Source organism: Rothia sp. HMSC069D01 (assembly GCF_001810135.1).
Lineage (GTDB): Bacteria > Actinomycetota > Actinomycetes > Actinomycetales > Micrococcaceae > Rothia.
In genome coordinates this window covers 280,465-300,931 of sequence record NZ_KV800108.1, presented here as the reverse complement: position 1 = coordinate 300,931, position 20,467 = coordinate 280,465, and the positions used below count along the sequence as shown (strand labels likewise).

Here is a 20,467-nt window from a genome sequence, read left to right as displayed (position 1 = left end):
CCGCCACCGCGGGGCAGTCACCACGTACGTTCGCCTCGCGGGTTACTTGCGCGGGGTGGCCAGCTTGCCGTTCAGCACGGTCGGGTGGCCGGCGTAGAAGGTTGCGCGAATCGAGCCGGGAACCTCCATGCCGCGGTAGGGGTTGTTCTTGCCCTTGGTGGCCTGCTCCTCCGGCTTGATTACGCGGGTTGCCTTCGGGTCGACCAGCACAATGTTTGCCGGTTCTCCTTCGGCAAGCGGGCGGCCCTGCTCGTGGTCCAGGCGACCAATCTTCGCGGGCTCCTCGGAGAGGATGCGTGCCACATCGCGCCAGGTAATCATGCCGGTGTCAACCAGGGTCATCTGGATGATGGACAGTGCCTGCTCCAGGCCGGTCATGCCGTTCGCGGCGCACGCCCACTCGCATTCCTTGGTCTCTGCCGGGTGCGGTGCGTGGTCGGTACCAATCACGTCGATGATGCCGTCAGCAACAGCCTGACGCAGCGCCATGACGTCCTCTTCGGTGCGCAACGGCGGGTTCACCTTGAAAATCGGGTCGTAGGTGCGTGCGGTCTCGTCGGTGAGCAGCAGGTGGTGCGGGGTTGCCTCCGCGGTGACCTGCACGCCGCGGGACTTAGCCCAGCGCACAACCTCAATGGAGCCCTTGGTGGACAGGTGGCAGATGTGCAGCTTGGAGTCCAGGTGCTCGGCCAGCAGCACGTCGCGGGCGATGATTGCCTCTTCAGCGACGGCGGGCCAACCGGCCAGACCCAGGTCAGCGGACACCTTGCCCTCGTTCATCTGGGCGCCCTCGGTCAGGCGCGGCTCCTGCGCGTGCTGCGCAATAACGCCGTCGAAGGTCTTGACGTATTCGAGGGCGCGGCGCATCACGGCGGGGTCGTACACGCACATGCCGTCATCAGAGAACACGCGCACATTCGCGGTGGAGTTCGCCATGCCGCCGATGTCGGAGAGGCGCTCGCCCTTCAGACCCACGGTCACTGCGCCGATGGGCTGCACGCGGCACCATGCGGATTCCTTGCCGAGGCGGTCAACCTGCTCAACGACTGCGGCGGTGTCTGCCACGGGCATGGAGTTTGCCATGGCGAACACTGCGGTGTAGCCGCCCAGGGCTGCTGCGCGGGTGCCGGTCTCGACGGTTTCGGATGCCTCGTAGCCGGGCTGACGCAGGTGGGTGTGGATGTCGACCAGGCCGGGCAGCGCCACCTGGCCTGCCGCCTCGACGACCTGTGCGTCTGCGGCGTCAATGTTCTCTGCGATGCGGCTAATCACGCCGTCCTCGATGAGGATGTCGGCGACCTTTTCGCCGTAGAGGCTTGCGCCCTTGATCAGGTACTTGCTCATGGTGTTGGTTCCTCTCGTTAGGAAGGTCGTTTAGGATTCGTCGCCGGCGTAGAGCTTGGCGCTGGAGCCGTCGGTCAGAAGCAGGTAGAGCACCGCCATGCGCAGCGCCACGCCGTTGCTGACCTGGCGCAGGACCCAGGAGTTGGTGGCGTCGGCGGCTTCGGTGCAGATTTCCAGGCCGCGGTTCATGGGGCCCGGGTGCAGGATTGCGACCGGCTGCGGCTGCGCCTGCAGGGTTGCGAAGCGTTCGGCGGTCAGGCCCCACAGCTCGGTGTACTCCTCTGCGGAGGGGAAGTACGCGGCGTTCATGCGTTCCTTCTGGATGCGCAGCAGCATGACGGCGTCGGGGTTGGTGGCGATGGCTTCGTCAAAGTCGTGGAAGATTTCCACGCCGGCTTCTTCAACCCAGGAGGCGGTGTTCAGCGGCAGCAGGGTCGGCGGTGCGACGAAGACGACCTGCGCGCCGAGGGTGGTTAGCAGCCAGAGGTTGGAGCGTGCCACGCGCGAGTGCAGGATGTCGCCGACGATGAGAACACGCATGCCGGACAGGTCGGTACCACGGGGGCTGTCGAGGCCGTCGCGTTCTGCCTTGTACTGGCGCAGGGATACGGCGTCGAGCAGTGCCTGGGTGGGGTGTGCGTGGGTGCCGTCGCCCGCGTTGAGTACGGGGATGTCGGTCCAGCCTGCCTCGGCGAGGCGTTGCGGTGCGCCGGATGCCGAGTGGCGGATCACGAACGCATCCGCGGCAATCGCCTTGAGGGTCTGCGCGGTGTCCTTGAGCGACTCGCCCTTAGACACGGAGGAACCAGATGCGGAGAAGTTGGTGACGGCGGCGCCCAGGCGCTTCTCTGCGGCTTCGAAGGAGAGGCGGGTTCGGGTGGAGTCCTCGAAGAAGAGGTTGACGACGGTCTTGCCGTTCAGCACGTTCAGGGTGCGGTTTTCGGCCTTGACCTGCGCCATGTAGTCGGCGACGTCGAGGATTTCGATGGCTTCTTCGCGGGTTAGTTCGCGGGTGTCGAGCAGATGCTTCATGAGAGCCCTCCCAGCTGGATAATGTCAACTCGGTCTGTTGCGTTGTCGGTTTCGGTGAGTACGACGCGTACGGTTTCGCTGGCGCTGGTGGGCAGGTTTTTGCCCACGTGGTCGGCGCGGATGGGTAGCTGGCGGTGTCCGCGGTCTACGAGGACCGCCAGGCGTACGAGGGCGGGCCGGCCGTGGGCGTTGAGTGCGTCGAGTGCGGCGCGTACGGTGCGGCCGGAGTAGAGGACGTCGTCAACGAGGACTACGGTTTTACCTTCAATGCCGATGCTGGGCATGATGCTCTCCCCTGCGGTATCTGGGGAGGTGGTGCCGCCGGTTCGCTGGTCGTCGCGGTAGGCGGTGATGTCCAGGGCGCCGAGTCGTGTTTCTGCGTTGAAGTTCGGCTCGATGGCTTGGATGCGGGCGGCGAGTCGTACGGCGAGGGGTACGCCGCGGGAGCGGATGCCGATGAGTACGAGGTTTTCTACGCCTTTATTGGTTTCAATAATTTCGTAGGCGATGCGGGTGAGGGCGCGGCGGATTTCGTCCTCGCTGAGGATGGTGCGGCCGACGGTGGTCGCGTCCTCGGAGGCGTTTTGAGGGGTTGCCGAATGGGGGGCTGCGGTTACATTTCGCCCCTGATTCGCGCCGGATGTGGGTACAGTTGACCCAGGCATAGCCGTCTCCTTCCCCGCCTCACGGGACGGATTTAAAGGTTTTGTGCTTCTAGTAGGGTACCACAGTTCACAGGCTACGTTCAGGTTCGGCGAGAGTCCGCTCACGGTGAGGCGGCTGCAGAAATGAAGCGCACACCGAGTCTCTAAATGGACAAAGAATAAAGCAGGGTGTGCGCTCTGCAGATGTATGTTAGGGTAATGACATCAACCGATAACATTCCGCTGAATTCCACACGTTGTTGCGTGGATAATTCTGCGGTTTACACAACCACACACCAGAAAAGAATTAACAATGATGTTTAACCGTACTTCTATTGCCGCACTTTCTGCGGCAATGATGCTCACCCTGTCCGCATGTTCCGGCGGCGCGCAGGTCAACGCAGAATCGAGTGCTTCCACCTCCGCGAGCACTGAGTCGGCGAGCACTGAAGCTTCCGCGACTCCCACTGCGACTCCCACGCCTTCGCCCACCCCGACCGGCCCGTCTGGCTCCGAAATCGAACTGATTTACCCAAGCATTGACGTGAATAGCAACACGAAGGAAGCCGCTGAGGCAACCAATAAAGCTGCACACGCCGCATTGGAGCAGCATTTCCGCCTTTGGAATGCCTGGAGGCACGGGGATATTGAACACACCAGCGATGAGGAGCTGGTCCGGTACGTACATAAAGACGTGCTCGGAAGCGTAAAGAAGACTGTAGAGAATTTTTATGAGCTCTCTCAGGAAGCTCCCGCGAACGGCGATATTATCTTCCGTGATGCTAAGACAAAAGAGATTTACGGAAGCATTAAGGATGACGGGTCACGCGTATACAATACCGGCGTGGTTATCACCTACTGTGAAGACTGGAGCGATCTTCGCCGGGTAGATGGTGAGAAAGTTGATTCACCTCTGCAGACGCGAGAAATCACTTTTATTCGCCGTGCAGAGGATGGTGCGTTCGTTATTGCCAAGATGCGAACCGTACATAAAGGTTGCGGAGGCGAAGCAGATGCTACGAACGAGGCGACCGCACCTGCTCAAGGTGAGTAGCTGATACTGACCGAGGCGCATGCCGGGCACGCGGGGCGGGGGCTCCGTCCTCAAGGCGCTCAGCGCCGCAGAGGGGGCACTCCCCCGCCTGCGGGCTCCGGTTGCGTATCCAACAGCCAGTCACCTTTCCCTTACCCGTCTATATCGGCACAACCACACACCAGAAAAGAACCAACAATGATGTTTAACCGTAGTTCTATTGCCGCGCTTTCTGCGGCAATGATGCTCACCCTGTCCGCTTGTTCCGGTGGTGCGCAGGTCAGCGCAGAATCGAGCGCTTCCACCTCCGCGAGCGCTGAGTCGGCAAGCGCGGAAGCTTCTGCAACTCCCACTCCTTCGCCCACTCCGACGGGTTATGAGCCCGTGCTGATTCGTGCGAACGTTGATCTGGATAACCCGTCGAAGGAAGCAGCAGATGCGACCCTCAAGGCTTCATACGATGCGTTGGAACAGTACCGACGCGTTTGGAATGCATGGATGCATGGGAGCCTGGAGCACACGAGCGATGAAGAGCTGCTCCGATACGTGCATAAAAACTTCCTGGAAGACACAAAGGAAGAAGTGGAGAATATTCAAAAGTTCACAGAAGAAAACCACGGTCCTATCAAGGGCGAAATTGCCTTCAATAACATCGATCCAGTCACCTATGGAACCATGAACGACGATGGTTCTGTCTCATACAACACCGGCGCAACCATCACGTTCTGTGAAGACTGGAGCAACGTTCGCTCTGCTGAGGGTAAGAAATTTAAGGACCCGCAGCTAACGCGACGGGTCTTTGTTGTTCGCCGTTCTGAAGATAACGCGTTCGTTGTTATCAAGTCTGAAACCCTTCATAACGGTTGCGGAGGCGAAGCAGACGCTACGAACGAGGCAACCGCACCCGCTCAAGGTGAGTAACTGATACTGCACGAGCGCATACCGGGCACGCGGGGCGGGGGCTCCGTCCTCAAGGCGCTCAGCGCCGCAGAGGGGGCACTCCCCCGCCTGCGTTGTCTGGTGAAGCCTCGACTGTTGCCGCCTACCCTACCCACTGGCTCCGATGAAACCTCAACTGTTGCTAACAAACCCTGCGAGCGCATCCGCACCCAATACGGAACCCCACGCAGAACTGCACCAACCAAACGCAACCTAGACACAGAAAACCCCCGCCGTCCTGTAGCGAACTACAGTACGGTGGGGGTTTCACGTACGCTCCCTGCGGGTGCATCCTCAACGGCGGCAAACCAACCAGCCATAAAAGCTGGCGGGCAGGCCGCGGCGGGACGTCTTACGCGAGCAGGGTCGGCTTCACCTGACGGAGCTTATCCAGCAGACCGTTCACGAACTTCGGAGATTCATTCGTGGACAGCACACGCGCCAGACCGACAGCCTCAGAAATTGCGACAGCATCCGGAACTTCGTCATTGTACAGAAGCTCCCAAGTGCCAATACGCAGCACGGCACGGTCCACGGCGGGCATACGCTCGAAGGACCAGTCACGGGCGTAAGTCTCCACAAACTCGCGGATCTCTTCATCGTGGTCGCGAACGCCACGAATGATTTCCTCAGAGTAAGCAGAAATCTGCGCTACCGTGTACAGTCGGCGGCGGCGGAGTACCTCAATATAATCTTCGTTGCGCTGATCCGCCTCGAAGAGCACTTCGAGGGCGCGCAATCGGGCTTTAGTACGCGAATTCATTAGTCGTTCACGCGACCGAGGTACTCACCGGTGCGGGTGTCAACCTTGACCTTGGTGCCGGTCTCCAGGAACAGGGGAACCTGGATCTCGTAGCCGGTCTCAACGGTTGCGGGCTTGGTGCCGCCGGTGGAGCGGTCACCCTGCAGGCCGGGCTCGGTGTAGGTGATTTCGAGGACCACGGATGCGGGCAGCTCGATGTACAGGGGGCTACCCTCGTGCATTGCGATGGTTGCGGTCTGGGACTCGAGCATGTAGTTTGCTGCGTCGCCGACAACGGTTGCGGGAACGTTGATCTGGTCGTAGGTCTTCATGTCCATGAAGACGTAGTCGTCGCCGTCCTGGTACAGGTACTGGTAGTCGGAGCGGTCAACGGTTGCGGTTTCAATCTTAGCGCCAGCGTTGAAGGTGCGGTCGACGACCTTGCCGGAGGTAACGTTACGCAGCTTGGTGCGAACGAACGCGCCACCCTTACCGGGCTTAACGTGCTGGAACTCAACGACGGACCAGAGGTTGCCGTCAATCTTCAGGACGGCGCCGTTCTTAATATCGGTAGTGGATGCCATGGGGCTCTCCTTCGTGTCATCGACGCTCACGCCGTAGTGGTACCCGGCGAGGCGCTAAGTTTTCAATGAGCAAAAATATGTCCCGTACATTCTACAGGATGCGCACGAGTTTGCCTAGCAGGGGCGCCACAGTTTTTCTGTGGCGCCCCGCCCGGCTACCGCATGCTGACTGCCATATGCGGCGGGCATGTGCCATGTGCATCCGGTAAATGTACGGGACTCACCACCTACTCAGTAATTTCCTGGTAGGTCATGTACAGGATTGAGTCGTCCGGCACCTCGTAGACGCGCGGGCGAGCCAAACCGTCAAGAATGATGAAGCGCAGCAGGTTGCCGCGTGCCTTCTTGTCGCGGCGCATTGCTTCGAGCAGCTGGGGCCATGCGTCTGCCTTGTAGGAGGTGGGCAGGCCCAGGGATTCGAGGATGCGGCGGGTGCGTGCCACGAGTTCTTCGTCGGCGTGGCCGGTTGCCAGCGCCAGTTCGGCGGCGTAGACCATGCCGACGGACACTGCCGCGCCGTGACGCCACTGGTAGCGTTCGTTGCGCTCGATGGCGTGGGCGAGGGTGTGGCCGTAGTTCAGGATTTCACGGCGGCCGGATTCTCGCAGGTCCTCGGAGACGACCTCCGCCTTCACGCGCACGCTACGTTCAATGAGTTCACGCATCACGGCGGACTGCGAGTCACGTACGGCGTTCGGGTTCGCCTCAATCAGGTCAAGGATTTCGGGGTCTGCGATGAAGCCGCACTTGACGACCTCACCCATGCCGGTCAGCAGCTCATGTTCAGGCAAGGTGCGCAGGGTGCCAATCTCGCAGAGCACCGCGGCGGGCGGCCAGAACGCGCCGACCAGGTTCTTACCTTCGGCGGTGTTGATGCCGGTCTTACCGCCCACGGCAGCGTCCACCATGCCGAGCAGGGTGGTCGGAATGTGAATAACGCGCACGCCGCGCAGCCAGGTTGCCGCGACGAAGCCGGCCAGGTCGGTAATGGCGCCGCCTCCCACAGAGATGATCGCGTCGGTGCGGGTGAAGTCGTTCTGGCCGAGCACCTGCCAGCAGAACGCCGCCACCTGGTAGTGCTTGGCCTCCTCAGCGTCCGGGATTTCGGCGCTGAACGATTCGTAGCCCATGGCACGCAGGTCTTCCATGACCAGCTCACCGGTGGAACGCAGGGCACGCGGGTGAATCACGAGCACCTTCTTGGTGCGGTTGCCCAGAATTTCGGGGATTTTACCGAGCAGGTTGTGGCCGATGAGAACCTCGTAGTTCTCGCGCGGGGAGCTACCGGTCACCGGAATACGGGTGATATCCGCTTCGCCGGAAGCGCCAAAGGTGGGCTGAGTGCTCATCGTGTGTCCTTTCACAGGAGAGTGGGGGTAGGAGGGGGGTCAGGAGTTGTTCGCCCGCGCCTTGCGGCTGGCGGTGACGTACGCCTGAATCTCTGCGGTCATCTCGGTAATGGGTCGGCCGCCGCGAGCGTCCAGGGTAAAGTGCGCCAGCTCCTCGTAGCGGGTGCGGCGACGCTCAAAAATGTCGGTCCAGCGCTCGACCGGGTTCGGCTGCAGCAGCGGGCGGGTCTTATTGCCCGTAATGCGCGGGGTGACGGTCTCGGCGTCAACCAGGATGTACACCACGCACTCGTCCTTGAGGAGCTCCGCAACCGAGTCGGTCATGGGCGCGCCACCGCCCAGGGAGAACACCGTGTTGCGGTACACGGGCGAGGTGAGGACCTCTTCGATGGTTTTGCGTTCCAGCTCGCGGAAATACGCCTCACCGAAAATCTCGAAAATTTCGGAGACTTCACCGTAGCGTTCCACGATCAGCTGGTCGGCGTCGAGGAACTCGTAGCCGTAGAAGCGCGCCAGGTGCGTGCCGATGTAGGTTTTACCGGCCGCCATGGGGCCAATGAGCACGATGGGGCGCGACTGCTCGGCAAAGTTCTCGTGCATCTCGCGCACCTGCTGCGGGTGGATGCGGGTGGACTCCTCGAGCTCGGCGTTCAGCTCCGCCTCGGATGCGGCGCGCGCCTCAATCTCGGCCGCGGCCTCGGCGGAGTCCACCGCCACGATTTCCTCAGCCACAGACTCAGCCGCAGAAACCTGCACCTTGCCGAATAGCGCCGGGGTCGGACGTAGCGGCTTAGCCACAGCGTGCTTGGGCGCGGGAGCCGCGGAAGTTTCGGTCTGTGCCGGCGCGGGCTGGGGTTCGGCCTTCTGCGCGGGAGCAGGAACGGGGGCAGAGGTTGCGCTCTCCCCCGCCGCGGGCTGAGCCTGCTTCGGAGGTGCCGGCTTAGGCACAGTCGGCTTGGGCGCGGCCGGTTTTGGAGCTGCGGGCTTGGGAACTTCCGCCTTCGCGGGTTCCTCGCGAGGCTCCTCCTCAGCCATGCCCTGCAGGGCGCTGAGCAGCTTCAGGCGCAGGTCCTCGTCCAGGCCGAGCGCCGGGTCGGCATCCTCAGACACCGAGGAGGCGTACAGACGCACGCCCCGCGCGCTCACGGGAGCGGCGGGCAGGGGGCGAACACCCGAACGCATCAGGTCGGCCGGGGTCGGCACGCGAGAAGCCGTGCGCGCAGAGGAAACTGACGCGGAAGAAACCGAGGCGGTGGCCTCACGCGCAACAGTCTCACGAACCTCAGCGCTCGCAGCCTCAACAACCCGCTCAGCCGCGGCAGATACACCGGGTTCCGCACCGGATTCTGCGCCGGTTTCCGGGCGCGGCGAAGCGCCCCCTCGCGCACGCTGCGCAGCCGCAGCAATACGCGCCAGGGGGCTCGACGCGACGGGGTGAACGCCCGCAGGCTCAACCGGAAGGGGCACTACGCGTCCCAACCAGCCACGTTAGACTCCCACGCCAGAGACGCCGGAATGGCCTCCAGGTAGGAATCCATGTTGCGGCGAGTCTCGCCAATGGAGTCGCCGCCAAACTTCTCCAGTGCCGCCTCAGCGAGCACCAGGGCGACCATAGCCTCCGCCACCACACCGGCGGCGGGAACAGCACACACATCCGAACGCTGGTGGTGGGCGCGAGCCTCCTCACCGGTGGAAGTGTCAATGGTCTTCAGGGCCTTCGGCACGGTCGCAATGGGCTTCATTGCCGCGCGCACACGCAGCAGGTCGCCAATGCTCATGCCGCCCTCAATACCACCTGCACGGTTGGTATCGCGGGTTACACCGTTTTCGCCAATGGAAATCTCATCGTGAGCGGCAGTGCCCGGGCGGTCAGCGGTCGCGAAACCGTCGCCAACCTCAACGCCCTTAATAGCCTGAATACCCATCAGCGCTGCGGCAAGGCGCGCGTCCAGGCGGCGGTCCCAGTGCACGTACGAACCCAGTCCGGGAGGCATACCGTACGCGAGCACCTCAACCACACCGCCGAGAGTCTCGCCGTCCTTGTGCGCCTCGTCCACGCGCTGAACCATCGCGTCGGAAGTTGCCTTGTCGAAGCAGCGCAGCGGGTCAGCGTCCAGCTGGTCAACGTTGCGGGGCGAAGGCACCGGGGCACCCTCGGGAGCGTGCACGCCACCCACAGCCACGGTGTGAGAAACCAGCTCAACACCCAGAGCCTTCAAAATCTGGGCGGCAACCACGCCAAGAGCCACGCGGGTCGCAGTCTCACGTGCGGAGGCGCGCTCCAGCACCGGGCGAGCCTCAGAGAAGTTGTACTTCTGCATACCCGCAAAATCGGCGTGACCGGGGCGCGGACGGGTCAGCGCAGCATTACGCGCACGACCCTCAATCAGCTTCGGATCCACAGGGTCGGAGCTCATTACGTCGGTCCACTTGGGCCACTCGGTGTTCGCAATCTCAATCGCGACCGGGCCGCCCTGAGTCAGGCCGTGACGCACACCGCCCAGGATGCGCACGCGGTCCTCCTCGAACTTCATGCGGGCACCGCGGCCGTAGCCGAGACGGCGGCGAGCCAGGGCGTCACGCACCATGTCGCTGGTGAGTTCCACACCGGCGGGAACGCCCTCAATAATGCCGACGAGCGCCTCGCCGTGGGATTCTCCGGCAGTGAGCCAACGAAGAGCCATAGGTTAACCTCTTTTCGTGTCACCCGCACCGGCGCGCAGGTGGAAGGAATAATAATTCTTCACGTGTATAAATAGTGTATAAAATGCCTGTTTACTGAGCGAGTGAAAGCACGCTTTTTTCACGAAACGGAAGCACGAGGCGCAAGATCAACCGCCGCGCACATCGCATTGATTAGACCCAGCAGTTCGGCGGGCTGCAGTTCACGGCCGGTAAACAGCAGCACCTGCTCCACCGCCTGATACAGCAGCATCTCCAGGCCAGAAACCACCGTGCCGCCGTTAGCCTCCCAGGCGCTCGCCAGCACCGAAGGCCACGGGTTATACGCAACATCGAGCAGTACCGGCCGGTGCGTCGCGGAGGCGCCCTTCAGTCCGCTCAGCTGGCTCGCCCATTCATCCGCCGCATGGGCAGGAAGAGTAGACACCACCGGGTGATGACCGCGCTCCGCAAGATTCTGCGGCAGCTCGGCCAGGGCAACGGTCGACAGCTGCACGCCCAGGCGGTCCGCCGCCTCCTGCACGCTACCCAGCTTATGCAGCGAACGGGCGTACACGCTCGCGCGGCGGTAACCCAGCTGATGCAGGGCGGTCAGGGCGGAAATCGCGGTCGCTCCCCCGCCCACAATCGCGGCAGAATCCTTAAGCGGTTCCGGTTCCAAACCCGCGTGCAGCAGCGCGTTCACAATGCCAATCACGTCCGTGTTATCGCCCAGCACCCTCTCGCCGCGCGGGTACACCGTGTTCACCGCACCGGTCACGCGGGCGGTCTCACTCAGCTCATCGCAATACTTGATGACCGCGGTCTTCAACGGCATCGTCACCGACAGGCCCGCAATATACGGGGCTTCCTCGGTGCCAACCGGGTTACGCACGCCGCGCATAATCGCCGGCAGGTCATCGGGCAGGGTATCGCGACGATCGTACTCGAGGTTCGCCTCGCCCAGGTACGCGTACGCGGCCCGATGCAGCGCGGGCGAGAGCGAATGGGCAATCGGGTGGCCCAGCACGTAGGCGCGGCGAAGATACGAGGCTTCGCGGTACGGTTCAGTCTTCATCGATACTCTTTCGCTCTCAACGCTGGGGAACGCTCTCAACGCTTGGGGCTTGCGGACATGCACACCACGAACCCAAGTTCATAGGCGCACTCTACCCATTTTAAGGGACACCAACAATCAGGTACAGCCCAACAGCCAAGTCCAGCCCAGCATTCGGGTACGGCAAAGGCGGGCACCTCCCCCACTCTCGTGGAGGCGGTACCCGCCTCAGCAAGGAACCTTCAGTCCAAAGCTACCAAATCGTAGCTACCAGCTAAACCAATGAGCTACAACTTAGCTACAGCGGTTCGGGTGCTTAGAACACCACTGGTTGTACTCTTCCACGTAACGCTGGTGCTCAGCGTAAGTGCGGGAGTACTTGGTCTCGCCGGAATCCAGGTCGACGGTCACCCAGTAGTAGTACGGGTTCTTCTCAGGAGCCGCAGCAGCCTTAATCGAAGCCAGCTGCGGGGAACCAATCGGACCCTTCGGAAGACCCTTATTCGCATAAGTGTTGTACTTATTGCTCTTATCGGCCTTCTGCTCTTCAGTCAGGTGGTACGAACGGACACCCAGACCGTAAGTCACGGTCGCATCCGACTGAATCAGACCCGAGGTCTCACCATCGGGGTTGTTCAGACGGTTCTCAATGATGCCTGCAACCGCCACGTAGTCCTTCGGCTGAGCCTCAAGCTCCACGATGGAGGCGATGGTCAGAACCTCGAAGGTCTTCTGGTCGCCGCTCACGCCGGCTTCCTTCAGGTCAGCCTTGGTCTTATCAACCATGGTCTGAATGACCTTCTTGATGTCGGTGTCCTTCGGGAAGCGGTACTCGCCCGGGTGCAGCCAACCCTCAATCGAGGGGAAGTTGCTCGGCACACCGTACTGGGTGTAGTTGCTGACCGCGTCCTCAACCTGCTTGCGGGTGAACGCGCCATCGGAGCCAGAAACAATCAAATCGATGGTCTCGCTCACGCGCTTACCCTGCGGAATCGCCAGGTACAGTACGTTGCTGTTCGCCTCGATAATGGTCGTAATCGCGCTCGAGCTGCTCATGTGCTGCTGCAGTTCGTAGGTGCCAGGCTGCAGGTACTTGCCCTTGCTCTCCTTGGTGTACACCTCAACGAACTTATCAGCATCAGCAATAACGCCCGCCGCCTCAAGCTCCTGCGCCACCTGCGCGGTGGACTGGCCAGAACGAATCGTGAACGTCACGGTCGTACCATTGCCGCCACCCGAGTAGTCACGAGTCTTGAACGGGTCATAGCGAGTAATCAAGGCACCCGAAATGATGACCAGAGCCACCACAAACAAGGAAATAGCGCTCAGCATGATGGCGCGGCGGCGGCGCTTACGCGCACGCAACGTAGCCACCGACACGATTTCCTGTTCCATCGTGATGCCGGTGATGCCCTTACGTTCATCCTCGGCTGTCGGCCTAAAGAGGTCGAGCCCGCTCTCTTCGGGATGTTTATTCTGTTCGGTCACTGAAGGTTCTCCGTTTCGTTGACGGCACCGACCGTGGTCCCTTCTGACTCGGACGGTCGGTTTTCTTCGTGGGCCGGATCGCTCACCTTGTACCCGGCTACGGACTGCCCCGCTTTGAGGGCATCCAGGCTGTACTGCAAAATGTTCACAGCCGCCACCTGGTCAACCATAGTCTTGAAATCTCGGCTGGAAACCCCAGCCTCGTGCAGTGCACGGTGAGCGCTCACGGTGGTGAGTCGCTCATCCACCAGCCAAATGTTAATGTGTGTTTTCTCTTCGGCATCCAGCTCGGAGCGCAGAGCCTGAGCGTACTCCCGAGCCATTTCCGTGGAGGGAGAATCCCCACCACGCATGGTCTTCGGAAGGCCGACGAACACCTCCACCACCTCGTTCACCTCAATCAGCTTGCGCAAAACGCGGCGGTCAGAGTTCTTCTTCGCGTCGCGGCGCAACGTCTTGAGCGGGGTGGCAAGAATGCCGTCGGGGTCGCTGAGGGCGGTGCCGACGCGGGCATTACCCACATCGACACCCATCCGCACTCCGCGCTGGAATTCTGCCATGTTTAGGCCTGAGCCTGTGCGATAGCGTCGCGGACAGCGTCCAGTGCAGCACCAATCTTGGATGCGTCCTGGCCACCACCCTGAGCGACGTCGTCCTTACCGCCGCCACCGCCGCCGAGAACACCGGCAGCAACGCGGACCAGAGCGCCAGCCTTCACGCCAGCCTCACGAGCACCCTCGTTGGTTGCCACCAGGACGACGGGGCGGCCATTAGCCACACCCACCACGGCGACAACAGCGGCCTCGGAGCCGAAGCGCGAACGCAGATCCAGAGCCAGCTCACGAACGCCGTTAGCGTCCAGTTCGCCAGCGTCATGCGCCAGAACGCGAACAGAACCGATGGTCTGTGCGTTCTCCAGCAGCTTGCCAGCCTCAGCCTGCAGCTTCTCGCGGCGCAACTGAGCCAGTTCCTTCTCAGCAGCCTTCAGCTTAGCCAGAGTCTGGTTAATCTTCTCGGGCAGATCAGCGGAGGACTGAACCTTCATCAGGCCGGTCAGCTGGTTCACCAGGGTACGCTCAGCAGCCAGGTGGTTGAAGGAATCCAGACCCACCAGCGCCTCAACACGGCGGTTACCGGAGCCAACAGAGCTCTCGGTCAGCAGGGTCAGCGAACCAATCTCAGCGGACGAACCAACGTGGGTACCACCGCACAGCTCGCGGGAGAACTCGCCGCCGATTTCAACAACACGCACCACGTCGCCGTACTTCTCACCGAAGAGGCTCATAGCGCCCAGAGCCTTAGCCTCAGCAATCGGCATCTCACGGGTAATCACCTCGTGGTTATCGCGGATCGCGAGGTTAGCAACCTCTTCAACCTCACGCTTAGCGGACTCGGACAGGCCCTCGCCCCACGCGAAGTCGAAGCGCAGGTAGCCTTCCTTGTTGAAAGAGCCACGCTGAGTAGCCTCGTTGCCGAGCACCTGGTGCAGGGCAGCGTGAATGATGTGGGTACCGGAGTGTGCCTTCTCACCGTCGCGGCGGCGCTGAACATCAACCTGTGCCACAACATCGGCACCGGTGTGAACCTCACCCTCACGCACAACGGCGCGGTGAACGCTCAGACCCTTCACGGGCTGCTGAACGTCCTGAACGTCAATGACGAAGCCGTTACCGGTAATGACACCGGTATCAGCTGCCTGGCCACCAGCCTCCGCGTAGAACGGAGTCTCATCCAGGACAACCTCAATCTTGTCGCCAGCCTTAGCAGCGGGCACGGAAACGCCATCCACCAGGATTGCGCGCAGCTTAGTCTCAGTACGCAGCTCGGTGTAACCGGTGAAGATGGAGCCACGCTCGTCCACGAGCTTACGCAGCTCGGACAGGTCAGCGAACGCACCCTTCTTCGCCTTAGCGTCAGCCTGCGCACGGTGACGCTGCTCAGCCATCAGCTCACGGAAAGCCTTCTCGTCAACCTTCACGCCAGCCTCAGCAGCCATCTCCAGGGTCAGGTCAATCGGGAAGCCGTAGGTGTCGTGCAGAGCAAACGCCTCAGCACCAGAAACAGCGTTGGAGCCGTCCTTCTTAGCCGCAGCAACAGCCTCTTCCAGACGCTCAGTACCGGTCTCAATGGTGTGCAGGAACGCCTTCTCCTCAGCGTACGCAATACGGGAAATACGCTCGAAGTCGTCAGCAACGTACGGGAAAGCACCCTTCATCGCATCACGCGAAGCCGGGAACAGTACGGGCAGGCAGGGCTCAGTCACACCCAGCAGACGCATCGCGCGAATCGCACGGCGCATCAGACGGCGCAGAATGTAGCCGCGACCCTCGTTGGAGGGGGTCACGCCGTCAGCAATCAGCATCAGCGAGGAACGGATGTGGTCAGCCACCACGCGCATACGCACGTCGTCCTCGTAGCCCTCGTCCTCAGCGGACTCAGAGCCGTGGTACTTCTTACCGGACAGCTTAGAAGCAGCGTCCAGAACGGGGCGAACCTGGTCGGTCTCGTAGAAGTTCTCAACACCCTGCAGCAACATGGCAAGACGCTCAACGCCCAGACCGGTATCGATGTTCTTCTTCGGCAGATCACCCAGAATCTCGAAGTCATCCTTGCCGATGCCCTCGCCACGCTGGTACTGCATGAACACGAGGTTCCAAATCTCAATGTAACGGTCATCGTCAGCCGCCGGGCCGCCTTCCTTACCGTACGCGGGGCCACGGTCGTAGAAGATCTCCGAGTCGGGACCTGCGGGGCCGGGCTGACCGGTGGACCAGTAGTTTTCCTTCATGCCCATACGCTGAATACGCTCAGCCGGGAAGCCCACCTTGTTGTGCCAAATGTCGAAGGCCTCATCGTCACCCTCATAAATGGTGACCCACAGGCGCTCCGGATCCAGACCGAAACCGCCCTTATCCTGAGGGGTGGTCAGCAGCTCGTAAGCGAAAGGAATCGCCTTCTCCTTGAAGTAATCACCAAAGGAGAAGTTACCAGCCATCTGGAAGAAGGTACCGTGACGCGCAGTCTTACCGACCTCTTCAATATCCAGGGTGCGGATGCACTTCTGCACGCTGGTCGCGCGGGAGAACGGAGGGGTCTCACGGCCCAGGAAGTAGGGAATGAACGGCACCATACCGGCGATGGTGAACATAGCGCCGGGCTCGTTCGAAATCAGCGATGCCGAAGGCACCACAGTATGGCCGCGGGAAGCGAAGAAATCGATCCAACGCTTAGAAATCTCCTGTGAGAGCATCTCGTTCCTTAGAGTAATCTGTGCGAAATTCTAAATTAGTCTACTGACCTATGGTGCCTGTCCGAGAGCAAAATGGCTAATCGAGCCACCCTCGTACCGTGGTTAACGGACAAAAACACCACCTTTAAAAACCTAGTTGAAGAAGCCGTCGCCGAGCTGACGGTCACGCGCAATACGCTGCTCACGCGCTCGCTTCTGAGCCTCTTCCAAGGAGGCAATCTCAGCCTCCACCTCAATGAGTTCACGCTCAGCCAGGCGGCGGTTCGTGGATTCAATCTCAGCCGAGCTCATCTGGCGGTCCCATGTATCCAGGGAGCCAGGACGCAGATCCTGCTTCTGGCGCTCCACCTTAGCGTTGAGCTCCATCTCCTTCTCCTGCATGCCCTCACGCACGCGGGCGGCGAACTCAACAGCACGCAACGCATACGGCTGCAGGGGCTTGCCAATCGGCGAATCGAAGAACTTTCCCATATGAGACTCCGGGTTGAGGGCAAGCTCACCGTGCTCACGCATGAGCAGGGCGCTGCCGGGGGTACGCTGAGCAGGTTCGGAGGTGGCACGCCTGGAAGCGAAGTAACCAACCGCCGCGCCGGCGCCGAGCAGAAGAGCTGAACGAAGCAGACCCATTAGTTCTCACCGCCTGCAGAGTAAGAGGACTGAGCCGAACCGTACTGGCCGCCAGTGTGGGTGTTGCCGGTGTTGCCAGCGGTGCCGTGTGCATCGCCGGTCTTGCCGCCGCGGAACGCCTGACGCACACCGTACGAGAAGGACGCAACCTTAATCAGCGGCTGACCCACAGTCGAGGTCACCAGCGAGGACAGCGCAGAAACGTTCGCGGACGCATCCGAAACGTTCGAGGTGATGTCGTCAACCTTCTCCAGCTGCTCATTGGTGGTCACCACAGTACGGGTCACCTCTTCAATGAGAGGGCCGGTGCTCTGGTTCAGCGAACGAATCGTCACGATAAGCTCATCAAACACCTTAGTCAGGCGAATAATGGGTAACGCAAGAAGAGCCACCAGAATCGCAAAAACTCCTGCTGCAATCAGGCCCGCAATATCTCCGCCGGTCATCTATAACCCCATTCCGCTCAATGCATGATGCTTATCAATAGTCGTACAAGGCTGGACGCCACCGTGGCGTACAGCCGGATCGTGCATACAGTTCAGGACTGTATACACAGCTCAATCCCCTATTTTAGTCGAAAAATCCTTCAAGCGCCCCCTAAACTCTCATGAAACTCCCAGCGACGGAAGATTCACAGGTTCAGCGGCATCACTGCCCTGTAGTGTATATACCCCAAAAACCCGCGCGTTAAACGGGAACAACCCGCCCCCACCGAACGGTGCAGGACGGGTTGCTTCTCGAAAAATCGAGATTATGCCAGACGCGAGTAGTACTCAACGACCAGCTGCTCGTCGCAGATCACGGGGATCTCTTCGCGCTTGGGCTTGCGCTCAAGCTTTGCGTGCAGCTTCTCGATCTCAACGTTCAGGTATGCGGGAACCTCGGGCAGAACTGCCTGGTTCTCACCTGCAGCCGCAGCCTGGAAGGGGGTGGTCTTCTCAGCCTTGGGGTGAACGTGGATCAGCTGGCCGGGCTTGACGTGGAACGAGGGGCGGTCCACGCGAACGCCGTCAACCATGATGTGACGGTGAACAACCATCTGACGTGCCTGTGCAATGGTGCGGGCGAAGCCTGCACGCAGAACCAGAGCGTCGAGGCGGGTCTCGAGCAGCTCGACCATGTTCTTACCGGTCTGGCCCTCGGTACGCTTTGCCTCGAGGTATGCGCGGCGCATCTGTGCCTCGCGGATGTTGTACTGAGCGCGCAGACGCTGCTTTTCCTTCAGCTGGGTAGCGTAGTTGGAGTCAGCCTTCTTGCGGGCACGGCCGTGCTGGCCGGGGCCGTAAGGACGACGCTCGAGGTACTTTTCTGCCTTCGGGGTCAGTGCAATGCCCAGGGCACGGGACTGACGCACGGTACGGCGGGTGCGGTTGTGCTTAGCCACAATCTACCTTTCTATGTGAGGCTCCTGCACCCTCACGGGTGGGGCCTCGGTCTGTTGAATACTGGCCTCCTCGGTTGACCCCGCCGGAATCCGTACGCGACCGGTTCGGTCGTTGCTGTACGGCGGTGGGGCGGAGAGCTCGGGGCAGAGTACCCCGCAGCTACATTACTGACGCTCGCACAAATGCGGGCATAGTAATTGCCAGACCCGTCAAGCTTACCGGATGCGCCCGGGCTTTACCAGCCTTTTGGGGATTCTTTGGTTCAAATCACGGCACATGTGGGTTTTTGATGGTTACCCACACGACCCCAATAGAAAATATTTGCACCCGTCAGCGCTATTTAGGTGCACCTTTCCCGAAAAATTGCGGGGTCGAGATGTTGGATTGTAATCATTTCGTTATTTTTAACCTGTGAATCTATGGGATTAGCTTGAATCAGACCCCCATATCGCCTAGACTAGAAACCATAACAAGCTTGGCGTCCGCCCTTCCGGGAAGGCCGATAGTCAAGACGTCTATCACAACTCAAAACTCTGACGCGGTGCGCAGTACTACCGAGGTACTACGCACCGCTTTCTGTTTGCGCTCATCCCTATACGGCTGCTTGCTCTATACGGTTGCTTTCCTGCCGAGGCGCACCACTCCCCCGGTGGTCAGCACTCAAAGTAGTAGACGGCTCGATGGGAGCCACGTAAGCTAACGGGTCGTATCCTGCACCGGAGCCGCATCCAAAATACGGCGAATACGCTCACGACGCTCCGTCAACGTACGCTCAAAACCGTGCTGAGTCGGCTCGTAGTAGACCGTACCGCGCAGAGTATCCGGCAGGTACTGCTGCGCCGCCACATGCCCCGGCTCATTATGCGCATACACATACCCCACGCCGTGACCAAACTGCTTAGCCCCCGCATAATGACCATCACGCAGATGCACCGGAACCTGACCCGAAGCACCCGCACGCACATCCGCAATCGCACGGTTAATCGCGTTATACGCCGCGTTTGACTTCGGCGCGAGCGCACAATAAATCACCGCCTGCGACAGGATAATACGCGCCTCCGGCATGCCCACCAGCGCCACCGACTGCGCCGCAGCCGTCGCCACCTGCAGCGCCTGCGGATCAGCCAGGCCAATATCCTCACTCGCCAAAATCATGATGCGCCGAGCCACAAAACGCGGATCCTCGCCGCCCTCCAGCATGCGCGCCAGATAGTGCACCGCGGCGTCCGCATCAGAGCCGCGCATGGACTTAATGAACGCACTCACCACGTCATAGTGCTGATCGCCCGAACGGTCGTAGCGGATCGCGGCGCGGTCCACTGCCTCCGTAGCATGCGCCAGGGTGATGCGCACGGGCGCGGCAGGGTCAGCCTCTTCGGCACCGGTTTCTGCGGGGCCAGTTTCTGCAGGGGCATTTCCCGCAGCTTCAGCCTCGCTAAACGCAATCGCCGCCGCCGCCTCTAGGGAGGTCAGGGAGCGGCGAGCGTCGCCTCCAGAAACCGCGGCGAGGTGGGCGCGCGCATCCGCGTCAATGACCGCCGCACCGTCAAAACCGCGCGGGTCAGCCAGCGCACGGTCAATCAGATGCTCAATATCGGACTGCTCCAGCGAATGAACCCGCAACAGTAGCGAGCGCGAGAGCAGCGGCGAAATAATGCTGAACGACGGGTTCTCCGTCGTAGCCGCCACCAGAATCACCCAGCGGTTCTCCACGCCGGGCAGGAGCGCATCCTGCTGAGCCTTGGTGAAACGGTGAATCTCGTCGAGGAACAGCACGGTGGTCGTGCCGTACATGTCGCGGTCGAGCAGTGCCTGATCCATGACCGCGCGCACATCCTTCACGCCCGCGGTAATCGCCGAAAGCTCCACGAACTTACGACCCGGCGCGCGCGCAATCACATGCGCCAGAGTGGTCTTACCCGTACCCGGAGGGCCGTACAAAATCACCGAGGACGGGCCAGCCGGGCCGGCGTTCTCCCCCGCCAACACGCGCAGAGGCGCACCCGGAGTCAGCAGATGCTCCTGGCCGAGGACCTCATCAATCGTGCGCGGACGCATCCGCACCGCCAACGGTGCACGAGACGCCGAACGCGCAGAATGCGCACGCGACGCAGAGGCACGCGAGGAGGCGGACTCCTCAGCGGGCGCGCCAATCAAGCTCACGCGGTCCCCGTCATCGGGCAATTCAAGATCAAAGAGGGAATCAGCCATAGTCTTACTCTATCGTTTCAAAGGCTTGAGGTGGGTTCGGGGTGCGGATTTAGCTCGCGGCGTGAAGCCACATGGGTTTTCGATGGGGTTTCGATAGGTTAGTGTCTTCGCCGTGGGTTTT

Annotated in this window: 18 protein-coding genes; 2 read left to right on the top strand and 16 right to left on the bottom strand. The window is 61.1% G+C overall.

Features of this window, described 5'->3' with window-relative positions:
• Positions 1-42: 42 nt before the first annotated feature.
• The 3 genes from HMPREF2710_RS05635 to pyrR are packed head-to-tail and all read right to left on the bottom strand — an operon-like array spanning position 43 to position 3,041.
• The gene (locus tag HMPREF2710_RS05635) at positions 43-1,344 is read right to left on the bottom strand and encodes a dihydroorotase (RefSeq protein ID WP_070599994.1); all 1,302 of its coding nucleotides are present in this window, start codon (positions 1,342-1,344) and stop codon (positions 43-45) included.
• Positions 1,345-1,374: 30 nt separating this feature from the next.
• On the bottom strand, positions 1,375-2,376 hold the full coding sequence (locus HMPREF2710_RS05630) for an aspartate carbamoyltransferase catalytic subunit (protein WP_070599991.1): 1,002 nt from the start codon (positions 2,374-2,376) through the stop codon (positions 1,375-1,377).
• On the bottom strand, positions 2,373-3,041 hold the full coding sequence (gene pyrR, locus HMPREF2710_RS05625) for a bifunctional pyr operon transcriptional regulator/uracil phosphoribosyltransferase PyrR (RefSeq protein WP_070599989.1): 669 nt from the start codon (positions 3,039-3,041) through the stop codon (positions 2,373-2,375). Before pyrR ends, HMPREF2710_RS05630 begins: the two co-directional genes overlap by 4 nt.
• A gap of 292 nt (positions 3,042-3,333) precedes the next feature.
• Here pyrR and HMPREF2710_RS05620 point away from each other — a divergent pair, with 292 nt between their 5' ends.
• Complete coding sequence (locus HMPREF2710_RS05620; RefSeq protein WP_070599987.1) at positions 3,334-4,074, top strand: hypothetical protein; 741 nt, start codon at positions 3,334-3,336, stop codon at positions 4,072-4,074.
• A 177-nt stretch (positions 4,075-4,251) separates the two neighbouring features.
• Positions 4,252-4,974 (top strand): hypothetical protein, encoded by a 723-nt coding sequence (locus HMPREF2710_RS09555; RefSeq protein WP_070599985.1) that lies wholly within the window; start codon positions 4,252-4,254, stop codon positions 4,972-4,974.
• 370 nt (positions 4,975-5,344) lie between these two features.
• Here the strand turns inward: HMPREF2710_RS09555 and nusB are convergent, their stop codons facing one another.
• The 13 genes from nusB to HMPREF2710_RS05550 form a co-directional block, all read right to left on the bottom strand.
• A complete protein-coding gene (nusB, locus tag HMPREF2710_RS05610; RefSeq protein WP_005505934.1) occupies positions 5,345-5,755 on the bottom strand; it encodes a transcription antitermination factor NusB in 411 nt (136 codons plus the stop codon).
• Positions 5,755-6,318: an elongation factor P gene (gene efp, locus HMPREF2710_RS05605; RefSeq protein WP_005505932.1), complete on the bottom strand. Its 564-nt coding sequence runs from the start codon at positions 6,316-6,318 to the stop codon at positions 5,755-5,757. The genes nusB and efp overlap by 1 nt, the downstream gene beginning before the upstream one ends.
• A gap of 227 nt (positions 6,319-6,545) precedes the next feature.
• Positions 6,546-7,667, bottom strand: a complete 1,122-nt coding sequence (gene aroB / locus HMPREF2710_RS05600) for a 3-dehydroquinate synthase (protein ID WP_070599982.1) — start codon at positions 7,665-7,667, stop codon at positions 6,546-6,548.
• Positions 7,668-7,706: 39 nt separating this feature from the next.
• Positions 7,707-9,134, bottom strand: a complete 1,428-nt coding sequence (locus tag HMPREF2710_RS09255; RefSeq protein WP_246824536.1) for a shikimate kinase — start codon at positions 9,132-9,134, stop codon at positions 7,707-7,709.
• Positions 9,134-10,351, bottom strand: a complete 1,218-nt coding sequence (aroC, locus tag HMPREF2710_RS05590) for a chorismate synthase (protein WP_049343754.1) — start codon at positions 10,349-10,351, stop codon at positions 9,134-9,136. Before aroC ends, HMPREF2710_RS09255 begins: the two co-directional genes overlap by 1 nt.
• Positions 10,352-10,470: 119 nt before the next feature.
• Positions 10,471-11,406: a shikimate dehydrogenase gene (locus HMPREF2710_RS05585; RefSeq protein WP_049343756.1), complete on the bottom strand. Its 936-nt coding sequence runs from the start codon at positions 11,404-11,406 to the stop codon at positions 10,471-10,473.
• 273 nt (positions 11,407-11,679) lie between these two features.
• A complete protein-coding gene (gene mltG, locus HMPREF2710_RS05580) occupies positions 11,680-12,873 on the bottom strand; it encodes an endolytic transglycosylase MltG (protein WP_070599980.1) in 1,194 nt (397 codons plus the stop codon).
• The gene (ruvX, locus tag HMPREF2710_RS05575) at positions 12,870-13,433 is read right to left on the bottom strand and encodes a Holliday junction resolvase RuvX (RefSeq protein WP_012903482.1); all 564 of its coding nucleotides are present in this window, start codon (positions 13,431-13,433) and stop codon (positions 12,870-12,872) included. The genes mltG and ruvX overlap by 4 nt, the downstream gene beginning before the upstream one ends.
• A 2-nt stretch (positions 13,434-13,435) precedes the next feature.
• The gene (gene alaS / locus HMPREF2710_RS05570) at positions 13,436-16,123 is read right to left on the bottom strand and encodes an alanine--tRNA ligase (RefSeq protein ID WP_070599978.1); all 2,688 of its coding nucleotides are present in this window, start codon (positions 16,121-16,123) and stop codon (positions 13,436-13,438) included.
• Positions 16,124-16,255: 132 nt separating this feature from the next.
• A complete protein-coding gene (locus HMPREF2710_RS05565; RefSeq protein ID WP_070506243.1) occupies positions 16,256-16,750 on the bottom strand; it encodes a peptide chain release factor 4 in 495 nt (164 codons plus the stop codon).
• Positions 16,750-17,196 carry a DUF948 domain-containing protein gene (locus tag HMPREF2710_RS05560; protein ID WP_070506242.1) on the bottom strand — a complete coding sequence of 149 codons (447 nt, stop codon included), beginning with the start codon at positions 17,194-17,196 and terminating at the stop codon, positions 16,750-16,752. Before HMPREF2710_RS05560 ends, HMPREF2710_RS05565 begins: the two co-directional genes overlap by 1 nt.
• 305 nt (positions 17,197-17,501) lie before the next feature.
• Entirely contained in the window at positions 17,502-18,134 is a 633-nt protein-coding gene (rpsD, locus tag HMPREF2710_RS05555; RefSeq protein WP_005508739.1) for a 30S ribosomal protein S4, read from the bottom strand.
• Between the two features lie 697 nt (positions 18,135-18,831).
• Positions 18,832-20,346 (bottom strand): replication-associated recombination protein A, encoded by a 1,515-nt coding sequence (locus HMPREF2710_RS05550; RefSeq protein WP_070599975.1) that lies wholly within the window; start codon positions 20,344-20,346, stop codon positions 18,832-18,834.
• Between the last annotated feature and the right edge of the window lie 121 nt (positions 20,347-20,467).

Coding starts and splice junctions, on each gene's coding strand:
- HMPREF2710_RS05585 (WP_049343756.1), bottom strand. CDS start 11,406: ATGAAGACTGAACCGTACCGCGAAGCCTCGTATCTTCGCCGCGCCTAC.
- HMPREF2710_RS05630 (WP_070599991.1), bottom strand. CDS start 2,376: ATGAAGCATCTGCTCGACACCCGCGAACTAACCCGCGAAGAAGCCATC.
- efp (WP_005505932.1), bottom strand. CDS start 6,318: ATGGCATCCACTACCGATATTAAGAACGGCGCCGTCCTGAAGATTGAC.
- HMPREF2710_RS05560 (WP_070506242.1), bottom strand. CDS start 17,196: ATGACCGGCGGAGATATTGCGGGCCTGATTGCAGCAGGAGTTTTTGCG.
- HMPREF2710_RS05565 (WP_070506243.1), bottom strand. CDS start 16,750: ATGGGTCTGCTTCGTTCAGCTCTTCTGCTCGGCGCCGGCGCGGCGGTT.
- HMPREF2710_RS05635 (WP_070599994.1), bottom strand. CDS start 1,344: ATGAGCAAGTACCTGATCAAGGGCGCAAGCCTCTACGGCGAAAAGGTC.
- HMPREF2710_RS09555 (WP_070599985.1), top strand. CDS start 4,252: ATGATGTTTAACCGTAGTTCTATTGCCGCGCTTTCTGCGGCAATGATG.
- nusB (WP_005505934.1), bottom strand. CDS start 5,755: ATGAATTCGCGTACTAAAGCCCGATTGCGCGCCCTCGAAGTGCTCTTC.
- pyrR (WP_070599989.1), bottom strand. CDS start 3,041: ATGCCTGGGTCAACTGTACCCACATCCGGCGCGAATCAGGGGCGAAAT.
- alaS (WP_070599978.1), bottom strand. CDS start 16,123: ATGCTCTCACAGGAGATTTCTAAGCGTTGGATCGATTTCTTCGCTTCC.
- aroB (WP_070599982.1), bottom strand. CDS start 7,667: ATGAGCACTCAGCCCACCTTTGGCGCTTCCGGCGAAGCGGATATCACC.
- HMPREF2710_RS05620 (WP_070599987.1), top strand. CDS start 3,334: ATGATGTTTAACCGTACTTCTATTGCCGCACTTTCTGCGGCAATGATG.
- HMPREF2710_RS05550 (WP_070599975.1), bottom strand. CDS start 20,346: ATGGCTGATTCCCTCTTTGATCTTGAATTGCCCGATGACGGGGACCGC.
- ruvX (WP_012903482.1), bottom strand. CDS start 13,433: ATGGCAGAATTCCAGCGCGGAGTGCGGATGGGTGTCGATGTGGGTAAT.
- aroC (WP_049343754.1), bottom strand. CDS start 10,351: ATGGCTCTTCGTTGGCTCACTGCCGGAGAATCCCACGGCGAGGCGCTC.